This window comes from Bradyrhizobium retamae, assembly GCF_001440415.1.
GTDB lineage: Bacteria > Pseudomonadota > Alphaproteobacteria > Rhizobiales > Xanthobacteraceae > Bradyrhizobium > Bradyrhizobium retamae.
In genome coordinates this window covers 1-12,338 of record NZ_LLYA01000192.1, presented here as the reverse complement: position 1 = coordinate 12,338, position 12,338 = coordinate 1, and the positions used below count along the sequence as shown (strand labels likewise).

Below are 12,338 nucleotides of genomic sequence, written 5' to 3'. Positions count from 1 at the left end.
TCGGACCGGCAATGCTGATCTCAGTCATCATTCCGCACCTCAACCAGGAAGCCTACCTCACGGTTGGTTTGGAAGCCCTGCACGCCCAGCGTGCCATCACTAGCAAGATCGAGATCATCGTCGTCGATAACGGGTCGGCGAGGTTGCCCAGCACGGTTTGTTCTGCTTGGCCTGATGTCCGACTGGTCTCAGAATCCATTCCCGGCCCAGGGCCGGCTCGCAACCGCGGAATCCGCGAGGCGCGCGGTGACATCCTGGCATTTATCGATGCCGATTGCCGGGCCGATCCCGGTTGGCTCGCTGCGATTGAGGCCGCTTTTGCCGACCGACGTACTCGGATCATCGGTGGCGATGTTCAGGTCAGTTATGAAAATCCCTCGCGGCCTACATTTCTCGAACCATATGAAAGCATCTATTCCTACCGCAACAGCGAACACATCGCAGAAGGGTTTTCGGGAACTGGCAATCTTGCAACGTTGCCGTCGGTCGTCGCCGAGATCGGACCCTTTGCGGGGATCGAGGTTGCCGAGGACCGCGATTGGGGGCTGCGTGCCTGCGCGAAAGGCTATGCGATACGGTATGTACCGGAAATGATCGTGTTTCATCCCGCTCGGAAGACCTTCGCCGAACTGACAGGGAAATGGGACAGGCACATCGCTCATGACTACGAACGTATCCGGCCCCGACGCCTTGGTGCGCTGCGTTGGTTGGGCAGGACGATCGCAGTTGCCGGATCTCCAGTTGTGGAATTTCGGACACTGCTCTTCTCGCCCCGTGTCTCAGGTCCGCGGGAGCGCATCTTGGCATTTCTCTGTCTGACCGCGATCAGGCTCTATCGCAGTGGCCGCATGATCGGAGTGCTACTCCGGGACGACGGCCTAAAAATCTCGGCAGCGTGGAATCGGAAATAGAAGACGGACGCACTGCTCCAAGATCGGACAAATGCCACCTGCCATCTGGTGCCATGCGCCGGGCCCGCGGCCATGATACGTCAGGGAGCAGATTTCTGTACGCTACGCGCGGCTCCTAACCGCCGAAACGCAAGCCGCGAAAGGCTCAGGACGCGGATGTATTCTGGCTCATCACTGACGCAGGAGCTAAGGTCGCTCTGGATCACATCGTGACGCGAGACATTTCCGTGGGCCGGCGCCTTGGCTGGCGTGCCCGCACGCGTAACGGGCTCTTAAGACCCGCGAAACTGCGGTCGATGGCCAAGGATAGGGCGAGCGGATTAGGTTAACGCTTAATCATAACGGCATTTGTAGAAATCGACGAAAAAACACCGTCCGCCCATTTTATTTTATTTGTTTGTTTCCGCTCTTGAAGTTAAGTAAAATGACATAATTAAATGTATTATTTTGCCGTTGCGCCCAAAAGACAGGAGCAGTTCCGTTGCCTGCACCTATGACATCCGGCATCGACCACGTTCTTCTAACACGGTTTAACCTGCCTTCCGTGAGCGCCGAGAATATAATCCGAGCTAAGGATGGCTGGTTACAACAACGCGTGGAACTATTCGAGAGATATTGCCTACCGTCTGTCTGTTCGCAAACCAACAAAGAGTTCCGCTGGATTATTTACTTTGACCCCGAAAGCCCTGAATGGCTGATGCGCTGGATACGAGAGCGCCCTCCCGGCGTCTACCAGCCGATCTTTCGAGCCTCCGTCAGTCGCGCGGAACTCTGCGCCGACATTCGCTCCCTTGTTGGCGCGCCACGCGCCGAGCTCATTACCACCAATCTCGATAATGATGACGGTCTGGCGACGGATTTCATCCGTCGAATTCAGTTGGCGGGTCGAAAGGGGGAAAGAACAGCCCTCTATATCGCGGAGGGCCTTATCAAGAGCGAGAACAGGCTCTACATCATCAAGGACCCTCGCAATGCCTTTTGCTCGGTGCGGGAAACCTGGAAGTCTCCGATCACCTGTTGGTCCAACTGGCACAATCTACTCGGAGAGAACATGCCCGTAATTGAGATTGGCGGGGAGCCCGCATGGCTGCAGGTTGTTCATGGGCGGAACGTCAGTAACAGAATTCGCGGCAAGCGGGTTTGCTCTTCGTCTCATATCGATCGGTTCCCCGGCTTGATCAATGATGTTCAAGACGCAAATGTGCACGAGCGGATGCTTGACCGCCTGGTGGCGCAACCGGTACGCCTCGCCAGGGAGGTAAGCAGAAAGGCAGTGAAAGCACTGGCCATGCGATTGCTCGGAAGAGACGGCTTGACCCGGGCCAAGCTGATCTGGGCGTCGTGGCGAGTCCGGAACGGACCTCAGCTTTGACGACGTTGCGCTGGAGCCATGCCGCGTCTGGAGGCCGGCAAAGATGGCCCGCCGAGCAACGCACCCCTTTCACGGGCAGTGCGACGTAGATCGTCTGAAAGGTCCGGACGATATCGGACACGATCGTCGATCCGCACATCCAGCAGCCACACCCCGCTGCCAAGAAGAAATATAAACCAGAGGTAAGCCGTTCCCCAGAAGTGGACCGTCCAGCCCACTAGGAAGAACGCCATCATCACAATCAGATAAGCAGTTCGATAGGCGATCAGCCGCTCATCCAGCCCCTTCCTGAAGCTCACGCCTAGAAACGCGGTGAAGAAGGACAATAGTATTAGAAGGCCACCCGGGATGCCGTACCTCATAGCATTTAGGAGCCAAAACATGTCGACACTTGTCGACATCCAGCTAGATCGCGCCCAGCCGCCAAATCCGATGCCAAAAAGCGGATTATTCAGGACCGAAGCAGAGCCGAACTCCCAAATCAGTAGGCGATGCCAGCCCGTATGCGGGTCGAAGGTGAAGTGTGAAATGTAGAACTGGATCGGGCTCTGATTGGAGCCGAACACGACGGCGAGATAAGCTGCCAGGAACAGGCACCAGAGAATTCTCCAGCAGTACGGGCTCTTCCTAAAGAGCGCGCCCCATATCATCAACGTCGCCTGCACGACGATGGCCGCGATTGGGGCCGATGACAATGACAGCAAAGCCGTTGCTCCAACGAGCCCAGTCTTCAGGCACCGCTGAAACAGCGGAATGCGGTGGCCCAGGACCAGATGGGTCAGGGCGAGAGCGCTACTGGCGCAGATGCCGAACAGGATCGCATGCTCGAAGACAACCTGGGCCCGCCGAAGACCTGCACGCAGATCGTTGCTATCCGGATAGGACGGAAGAATAGCGGCGAAAAGTTCCAGGAGAACATTGCGTCCGGTCAGTACCTCTAAGAGCGCGAACGGAAAGAGAAGCGCCACGACCCTGAACAGCAAGCGTGCCATGTTGAAGAAGTCGTCGGCGTCCCGGATGTAGCATCTGGCTACAAGATAGGCGCCCATCGTTTCAACAAACAGGATGCCGGCGGGCTGTACGGCGAATATCGGGCCATGGACTACGATTAGGCTCAGTGCGCTCCAGAGGCAGAACAGCAGCAGGGCAATGTCGGGGGCCCGTATCCGTCCCGACCCGCCGCCGATCCACTTGGCCAGGCAGGGAAGGACCATCGCGAGTAGGATCACGCGGGAGATGGACAGCGAGACAGGACCGACTGTCACAACCCAAGGAAGGACCAAGGAGGCCAAGAAAAGACGAACGGGCAAGGGCAAATTCTTCTTGCCCGGCCGATCCGCACCGATGGCGTGCCGCCGGGGAGCACGGGGAATCGTTCCCTCCAGATCCCGGTAACGCCGTGACCCGGTGTAGACCCCATCAATGGCCATCTACTATTTCGTTCCTGCCTTGTCGCTCGGAAAAAGGCATTTAGGGATTAACCTTCGCCCAATATTTGTATTTTCCATCCCTTTCATGGAGCGATCAACTACTCATTTTCAGAGAAGTTTGCAAGGCTAAGGGCACAACTAATCTTGCAGAGAGGTGTCGATTGCTCAATTTAATTAAGAGCACTGCCAGCTCTTAATTCTTTGCGACCTGCTCGGCGGGTCGATAATGTGGCCACAGCCTCCCGAGGTTTCAGTTGCAGTCGTCGCCCTCGACAAGGCCCCGACCAGTCTGCAACTATTTGCAAGTCACTGTTGTGCTCTTAACGAAAGTCTCCTTGCGCTTACTGTGGTATCAAAGGCTGCACCGAGGTACTGCTGCTTCGGGCAACGAGGATGTTTTTGCGCGGAAGCCGAATGCGTTCTCTACTGACTGTCGGTCCAGTATTAGACCAGTGTGGGCCGATCGAGATGTCTACTGCGTTTTTCTCTCCGATCTCGGCCCCGCTATGATCAGTTCGTAAACCACGGTGTGGGCTTCGCTGAAGACGTGAAATAATACCTTAGGGGCTGATTGATAATTAAGTGCAATGCGTTCGTGCCATTTGTCGAAGCGCCTCTGGTGTGAAGGATCGTAGCCGACTTGGCTATGAATCAATTCGCCACTGGGAGCCAATCTACCAACCGATTCGGGCTGCCCGAGCACAAACTCCACCTGGGTGCCCAATTGATAGGGCGGGATAAGCATGAATCGGAGTCTGTTTTTTGTCGCTATGGCTTGCCTAGCCGCGGGTTTTTCAAGCGTGTGTTTCGCGCAAGATCGCTCGACAGGTGATTTGAACAAACTGTCCCCGGAGGAATGGCAATCTCGCGTCAACGCCGCTCGTGAACGGCTGGAAAAGCGGCGGGAAGAATTGCGGCTCGAACGAGAGAAGCGACTTGGACCAAAGCAGGAGAAGCTAAAGCTCAATCGCGAGGAGCGAATTGAGCCAAAGCGGGACGAGTTGCGACGTGAGCGCGAAAACAAAGGCGGTGAGCTCCCGTCACCGCCCCAGGCGGGAAGCACCATCGATCCAACTCGCTTCGGCCTGCCTACCGCGGATACGGCGGGTGTCCCGGCTGGCGTTACCCTGACGAACTACAGCGGCCCAATGACCATCACGAGGCCGGGCGCAGTGATCGAGAACGTGATCATCAACGGAACGCTTTCGGTTAAGGCAGCGAACGTCACGATTAAGAACTGTATCATTCAGAATTTTGGATGGTGGGGCATCGAAGGTGAGGGAGCAGCCAACCTTCGTATCGAGAATTGCGACATCATCGGTCCGGGCGCCAAGGCGGCCAGTAATTCGGCAATCCTCGGATCGGGAACGTTCGTCGGCAACGATATTCGGGGCGTTACGATTGGCATACAGACAACCGATGGCGCCAGCACGATTCGAGATAACTACATCCATGACTTGGCGAGCGGCGTCGCCGATCCGCACTATGACGGCATCACCGTCCTGGGCCGCCAAAACCAGGTGGTAATAGAGCACAATACGATTTCAGTACCCAATGACCATGGCACGGCCGCCGTCTTTATCAAGAACGACTTTGGCCCCATTGACGATGTTGTGGTCAGGAACAACCTGATGTACGGCGATCCGTCGTACGCGATGTACGTGGCCGCCATCACACCAAACGGCACTATCACCAACGTCGTGATCGAGAACAACTACATTGAGCGCGGAGCTTACGGCTACATCGCGGTCGAGAATTCGAAACCGATCATCCGCAACAATGTAGAATGGAATAATCACGTAGACCCCATCCCGTACCCAAGATGATGGGCCCAAATGGCCATTGCGATTGATGCCTCCCGCCGGCCGCGGCTTACGGGGACACCGACTATGTTTTCGGCCCCATCTGGTGCCCTTCTCGTGCCGCGCGTATTAGGCGCGCCCTCGGCGCGCGGACCTAAATCTATAGAGATTCAGCCCATTTGCGGTCGACGCAAATTGGTGCTTCACTGCTGCAATTCGTGGGCAAGGTAGCTCAAACGGGTAGCGGAGCAGTCAACGGATGTTAACTTTTGTCGAACCACTACGGCGAAGGGCTAAGTCCCTCCAACGGACAGGAAGGTACCCGGCGTTTTTTTTGATCGTCCGGTGGCTGTGGAACCAGAAGAAGTCATTGCGCGATCTCGCGTATTCGCCGGCGATTGTACGGGAGATCGGACGGCTGTCGTCGACCGATCGCCATACATTAATAGACATTGTATTTGATCGTTTTGGCGGCGCATTGCGCCCCATCCAGAACAGAGGGGAGTTGGAGGTCTTGCTGGCCAGGATCGATAAACTTCGTCCACGCACTGTACTGGAGATCGGCACCGCAAAAGGGGGTACACTCTTGCTCCTGTCCCGATGCGCAAGCCCAGACGCAACTTTGATTAGCATAGACTTACCAAGCGGAATGTATGGTGGCGGCTACCCTCGTTGGAAGGCTCACCTCTTTCGACGGTGTATTTTAGCGACGCAAAACTTGCATCTTCTACGAGGCAACTCTCACCTAAGAGAAACCTACGAGAAAGCTGTTGAGGTTCTGAGAGATAAGCCTGTCGATCTGCTTTTTATTGATGGAGATCATTCCTACAGCGGTGTGAAGCAAGACTACGACCAATACAGAGCACTTGTTCGACAAGGCGGCCTGATCGTTTTTCATGATATATTACAAAACAGATTTGATCCTGACATTCAGGTCGCCAAGCTGTGGGACGAGCTCAAACTCTCCCACGATGTTACGGAGATCGTTGATGACTATGATCAAGGGGTGTTTGGAATTGGCGTGTTGACGGTCCGTGAGCCTGCGAATGTAGACGCGCATTAACCTAGACAGCTCCGCAATTGCGCGTTGGGAAATATCCGGCGATCGAAATGCCGGAGCTTAATCCCTTCAGCGCGTTGAACGGGCGCTGGTGGCGATCGGGCGGTCCTTGGCGAGCGGCCTCCTTCGGCTTCGTGCCATTGCCGCCTTTCCCATCGAGCTTCTTTCGCTTGCGTTTGATCTCGGCCAGCGCCGCTTGCGCAGCTTGCACCCGCTCACTGCGTTCGCGTGCTGTGCCGCCCTGGCGGCCCGGATGCGCCGATTGCTGGCTTCCGGATCCGCATCGACCTCGCGCTTGAGCGTACGCATCCGGTGACGGCCCCCGGTTAGGCCGTTCTGGGTGGAGGGCTGATTAGGCTCAAGCCGCGTGAGCGATGCTCTGAAGCCGCCGATTCCAGGGCATGAGTTCGTGGATGCGCTTGGCGGGATGATCCGGCAGGCGGGCCAGCACGTCGGCGAGCCAAGCCTGTGGATCGATGTCGTTGAGCTTGGCGGTGGCGATGAGTGTGTAGATCGCAGCCGTACGCCGGCCGCCCTCATCGGAGCCGGCGAAGGTCCAGTTTCTTCTGCCCACGGCGACGGCCCGTAGCTCGCGCTCGGTGGCGTTGTTCGACATGCACGGGCGCCCGTCATCAAGGAAGCGGGTGAATGCATCCCAGCGGCTGAGGCAGTAGTTGATCGCCTTGGTCGTCTCGTTGTTCCTGGAGAGCTTGTCCCGCTGCTCGCGCAGCCTAGCGTGCAGTTCGGTGATCAATGGTCGACTGCGCTCCTGGCGCACGTGCCGGCGCTCCTGCGGCGCGAGACCGTTGATCTCGCGCTCGGTGGCGAACAGGACGTCGATGCGCTTGACTGCATCGGCCGCGATCGGCGCCTTGCTGAGCCGTGCCAGATCGAAGAACTTGCGCCGGCCGTGCGCCCAGCAAGCGGCCTCGATGATCGGACCTGCTTTGCGATTGGCCTCGTAGAGCTTGCCAAAACCGGCATAGGCGTCGGCCTGCATCAGCCCGGCATCGCCCGCCAGATGCTGCTCCGGATGCTCCCCGCTACGATCCAGCGAATAGAAGAACACGGCGGCCGGCGGATCGGGGCCGAACGGTCGGTCGTCGCGCGCATAGGTCCAGAGCCGACCGGTCCGGGTCTTGCCCTTGGCCAAGACCGGCACCGTGGTGTCGTCGGCGTGGATGCGCTCGGCAGCGAAGACATGGCTCCGGATTGCATCGACCAGCGGCATCAGGGTTGCGGCCGACGCGCCCACCCAGTCGGCGAGCGTCGATACGTCGAGGTCGATGCCTTCGCGCTGGTAGACGTCACTCTGACGATGGAGTGGCAGGTGCAGGCCGTACTTGGCGAACAGCACATGGGCCAGCAGCTTGGGTCCCGCACGCCCGCGCGCGATCGGATGCGAGGGCGCCGGCAGCTGGGTGATCGCTTCGCAGGCCCGGCAGGCGAGCTTCTCGCGCACGTGCTGGATCACCTTCCACTGGCGCGGAACGAGCTCCGCGTCTCGGTCACGTCCTCGCCGATCTTGCGCAACCGGCTATCGCCGCAGCATGGACAGGTCGCAGGCACCGGATAGACAAGGCGTTCCCGCGGCAGATGCTCCTGGCAGCGGCCGGCGCGCCGGCTTGCGGCGCTCGAACGATGGCACCGCAATCTTCTCGGCTGCCCGTGATCCGCATCCGAACCCCGGCCGCAAACTCGATCTCGATCGCGCCGCCGCCGGCCGGCCCGACCGGACCAAGCGTCGGCCCCGATTCCGCGACCACCATCGCCGGTACGAAGCCCGTTTGATGGGCGGCATCCTTCGGCTCGGGGCGAAACGACCCTCGCCATCGGAGCAGCAATGAGCGCGAAACGCCATATCGCCGCGCCGTCGCCGCGACCTGGCGCGGCGCCTGTAAGCTCTCCAGGACGATCTTGAGCTTCTCATCCTCGGACCAGCGCCGCCGCCGGCCTGTGTCCACCACTTCGAGCCGTTCAACCTGGGCACTGCGCCTATCACTGTCCACAAGGACAGTTCTCAACAACGCGTCTCAATCGGCAAGGCGGCCTTCACCGGACGGATACGCTTGAGCTCTTCCACCACGGCCTTAGCCCTTAGCCTGCGCCATCTGCCGATCCAGCGTCGCCTGTCGGCGGAACGAATCGGCTCCCGCATTCGCCCGTATCCGCACCCCGTCCTGAGCCAACTTCTCCAGATCGACCAGCCCCGCCTTGCTCAGCGCCGCCAGATGTTCGCTCAGCAGGCGGTCGAGCAGATCGGCACAGCCGACCCGCAAGTCCGACAGCGCAGCGACACCCCGCCACAGAGCCAGCGATAGAGGTCATGGCTGTCGCAAAGCATCCAACGCCCGCGCGCTGCCGACGCCGTCGCTCGTGGTGTACAGCCAGAGTGCCAGCAGCAGCCGTGGCGATGGCGCCGGATGGCCGGGTCTGTTCTCCCGCGCCTTGACCCGATTTTCCAGCTCGCTCAGATCGAGCCCTTCGACACAAGCCCAGATCACCCGCGCCGGATGATCCTGCCCGATCAAGCAATCGATATCGACCGCTCGCAGTTCGACCTGGTCGCGCATCGGCTCGCGCAGCCGCGGCGCCCCGCCCCGCACTGCTTCGGCTCGCCGCTCCGGCTCCCTTGCTCCGGCAGTTCTCCAAACAGCTCGTCGCCAGCCATCTTCTCCCCCTGCGAATCGATCGTCGCAGAGAATCATGGTCGCGTGACGCTCTGCTACAAAAGATTCACAGGCTCGTAGGAGTTCGTCGAGAGGATGACGTACAGTGTCGAGCAATCGCGACGCGCCGGGGATGTGCTTTACTTAACGTCCGTGCAATCACCGAGCTTTCATTAAACCCGGTCGCGGCAGCAGTCGGTTTGAATGGCGCAAAAATAATAGCCATATTTAATAGAAATAGTATGCAGCCGATGCAAATAATACAAATAAATCGGCTGCTATTGTGCTGAGGTCACTTAGGTCATTGACCCTGAGTCGCCCCGCGCTTAGGATGGAGCGTCGCGCTCATATTTTAGTTGCTTCAACTTGGAGGTTGAGCGAATTGCCTGCGCTGCTCGTCGCAGAAAGCCAACTTATCGTACTGCGAGAGTAGGGGCGACCCCAGGCAATGCGTCGACTGCTGGTGCGCCGGCAGACATGAGCCAGCGTCAACATCATTGCTCTCCGCCGGCGAGTTGCGTTTCTCACGTGGCTCGCCTCGGATTGCACTGCTTAAATTCTTCGGGTGAAGTCGACATGGGATGGATTCGCGTGGCGCTTCAGTAATAATCCGGAATTTAAATGATGTGTTCATCTCGATTTATCAGATCTGTCGATGAGATAAAATGAGAAATAATCCGAAAAGCAATTCTTAAAAACGGTCCATTTATGGTGCGCAGTGCCAGATCGGCGAGTGCCGCAAGCGTCAAGGTTATCAGCTTTATTAAGCCGGGAAAATCCGCGAGAATCTCGGTGCACCAATGTTTGTCAAGCGGACGATCGAAGCGAACGAAAATGACCTCAACTAGGCCCGCGTCATCGGCGCAATATGGTCCCAAAAAAGCCGTCTCCGTACGACCAATACGTGGACACACTAGCCCAAGCCCGTGGCATGAGTGGGGGCAAATTGCGCTCATGTGACGCGGAAGGCGGACCGCCACACACATTAGGGGACAATATACATGACTGGTATCATTAACCCTGCTCTCTTCGGCATGCCTGACGCGACGACGACGGGCGTACAGGCTGGCGTGACGCTCACCGCCTACAAGGGGCCGATGAACATCACGACGGCCGGCACCGTTATCGAGAACGTGATCATTGACGGCCAACTTGCCGTCAAGGCTGCGAACGTAACGATCCGCAACTGCATCATCAAGAGTGATGGTTGGTGGGGCATCGAGGGCGAGAACTCGCCCAACCTTCGGGTTGAGAACTGCGATATCATCGGAGGCAACTTAACCAACTCGGGCATTCTCGGCTCCGGAACGTTTGTCGGCAACGACATTTCGCATGTCTCGATTGGCATCCAATTAACGGACGGCGCGAGCACCGTCAGCGGCAACTATATCCACGACTTATTTTACGGCAGCGCCGATCCGCACTACGATGGCGTCACCGCCCTGGGCGGCCAAAACCATGTGGTAATTGAGCACAATACGATTATCGCGCCCAATAACAACGGCACGGCCGCGGTCTTTATCGATAACGACTTTGGCTCCGTCAACGATGTCATCGTCAGAGACAACCTGATGTTTGGTGACCCGGCGTACACGGTGCACGTGGCCCAAAAGGCCGGGCTAAACGGCACTATCACCAACGTCGTGATCGAGAACAACTACCTCGACCGGGGGCATTACGGCTACATCGCGGTCCAGAATACGAACGCGACCATTCGCAACAATGTCCAATGGGACAACAACACCGACCCGACGCCTTACCCAACCTCGTCGCCGCCTCCGACGCCAACCGTGCCTTCCGCGCCGACGATCGCGTCGTTCTCGAACGATAGTGGGGTGGCTGGCGACGGCATCACCAATGACAACACCCTCCAGCTCAAGGGCACCGCTGCCGCCAGCAGCACCGTGAAGGTGTTCGACGGTACGACCCAGATTGGGACCACCACGGCCGACAGCAGTGGCGCGTGGACCTACACGACCGCTGCGCTATCGGACGGCAATCATAGCCTCAAGGCCACGGCCACCACGACGTCGGGCACCAGTTCGACGTCATCGGTGCTTGCCGTGAAAATTGACACCGTGGCGCCCACGGCCCCGACGATGGCGACGCCCACCAACAACGCCAACGGCGGCCTGAACCTGACCGGTACGGCGGAAGCGAACAGCGTCGTGAAGGTGTTCGACGGCACCACCCAGATCGGGACCGCGACGGCCAATAGCAGCGGCGTGTGGGGTTATACCACCGGTGCCCTTGCGGCCGGTTCGCACAGCCTCACCGCCAAGGCGACCGATGCCGCAGGCAACACCGGCGCGGCATCTGCCGTGGTCACGGCCAGCACCGGCACCTCGGCACCCCCGGCTACACCGGCTACGCCGACCATCGCGTCATTCTCGAACGACACCGGGGCGGCCGGCGATGGCATCACCAGCGATAATACCCTCCAGCTCAAGGGTACCGCGGCTGCCAACAGCACCATCAAGATTTACGATGGCTCGACCCAGATCGGCACGACGACCGCCAGTTCGACTGGGAGCTGGGACTACATCACCTCGGTCCTGACCAACGCCAAGCATGTGTTGACCGCGACTGCGACCAATTCGAGCGGTCAGACCAGTGCCAAGTCCGGTGCGGTGACCGTGACGGTGGATACGGTGGCGCCGACTGCCCCGGTCCTGAGCAGCAACGCCATCGTCAATACCAATCAGGTCAAGCTATCAGGGACAGCCGAGGCCAACAGCAAGGTTACGGTCTATGACGGCACCACGGTGGTCGGAACGGGGACGACGACTTCGACCGGGGCCTGGAGCATTACGACAAATGCCTTGTCGACCGGCACGCACACGCTGACGGCCAAGGCTGCCGACGCTGCAGGCAATGTGAGCGCCGCGTCGCAGTCGGTCAGCAGCGTGATCAGCGGGGCGTCGCCTGCGCCAAGCCCGGGTGATCAGATCGAATCGGCTGGTGCGACAAGTCTCGTTGAGAGTGGTGGCAAATATTACCTCAACAGCAGCAGCGGATCGGGCCCCTCGCTGAAGTATCGCGGTGCGGATTTTGTGGACGGGCAAGATGGCACCTGGACGCCGATCGGTGCGGA

General features: G+C 58.7%; 6 protein-coding genes and 4 pseudogenes. 5 read left to right on the top strand and 5 right to left on the bottom strand.

Going from position 1 to position 12,338, the window contains the following annotated elements; translation table 11 throughout:
- The first annotated feature begins 11 nt into the window (after positions 1-11).
- Complete coding sequence (locus tag CQ13_RS32340) at positions 12-911, top strand: glycosyltransferase family 2 protein (protein ID WP_063800203.1); 900 nt, start codon at positions 12-14, stop codon at positions 909-911.
- Between the two features lie 481 nt (positions 912-1,392).
- Positions 1,393-2,283 (top strand): glycosyltransferase, encoded by an 891-nt coding sequence (locus CQ13_RS32335; protein ID WP_197427513.1) that lies wholly within the window; start codon positions 1,393-1,395, stop codon positions 2,281-2,283.
- Here CQ13_RS32335 and CQ13_RS32330 read toward each other — a convergent pair.
- Positions 2,274-3,713, bottom strand: coding sequence for an O-antigen ligase family protein (locus CQ13_RS32330; protein WP_057846853.1), 1,440 nt, complete (start codon positions 3,711-3,713; stop codon positions 2,274-2,276). The two genes, CQ13_RS32335 and CQ13_RS32330, sit on opposite strands and share 10 nt — an antisense overlap.
- A gap of 743 nt (positions 3,714-4,456) precedes the next feature.
- Between CQ13_RS32330 and CQ13_RS46045 the strand changes: the two genes are divergently transcribed.
- Both CQ13_RS46045 and CQ13_RS32315 read left to right on the top strand, forming a co-directional pair.
- Positions 4,457-5,539: a right-handed parallel beta-helix repeat-containing protein gene (locus tag CQ13_RS46045; protein ID WP_245309473.1), complete on the top strand. Its 1,083-nt coding sequence runs from the start codon at positions 4,457-4,459 to the stop codon at positions 5,537-5,539.
- A 346-nt stretch (positions 5,540-5,885) separates the two neighbouring features.
- Positions 5,886-6,578 (top strand): O-methyltransferase, encoded by a 693-nt coding sequence (locus CQ13_RS32315; RefSeq protein WP_197427512.1) that lies wholly within the window; start codon positions 5,886-5,888, stop codon positions 6,576-6,578.
- Positions 6,579-6,693: 115 nt separating this feature from the next.
- Here CQ13_RS32315 and CQ13_RS43685 read toward each other — a convergent pair.
- The 4 pseudogenes from CQ13_RS43685 to CQ13_RS32295 form a co-directional block, all read right to left on the bottom strand.
- Positions 6,694-6,875: pseudogene (locus tag CQ13_RS43685) on the bottom strand (IS5/IS1182 family transposase); the annotation flags it as partial.
- Between the two features lie 58 nt (positions 6,876-6,933).
- Positions 6,934-8,208 (bottom strand): annotated as a pseudogene (tnpC, locus tag CQ13_RS32305) (IS66 family transposase); the annotation flags it as partial.
- Between the two features lie 79 nt (positions 8,209-8,287).
- Positions 8,288-8,539 (bottom strand): annotated as a pseudogene (gene tnpA / locus CQ13_RS47370) (IS66-like element accessory protein TnpA); the annotation flags it as partial.
- 132 nt (positions 8,540-8,671) lie between these two features.
- Positions 8,672-9,246, bottom strand: a pseudogene (locus tag CQ13_RS32295) (transposase); the annotation flags it as partial.
- A 999-nt stretch (positions 9,247-10,245) separates the two neighbouring features.
- Here CQ13_RS32295 and CQ13_RS32290 point away from each other — a divergent pair.
- The coding region (locus CQ13_RS32290; RefSeq protein WP_197427511.1) for an Ig-like domain-containing protein at positions 10,246-12,338 on the top strand (2,093 nt) is incomplete at its 3' end.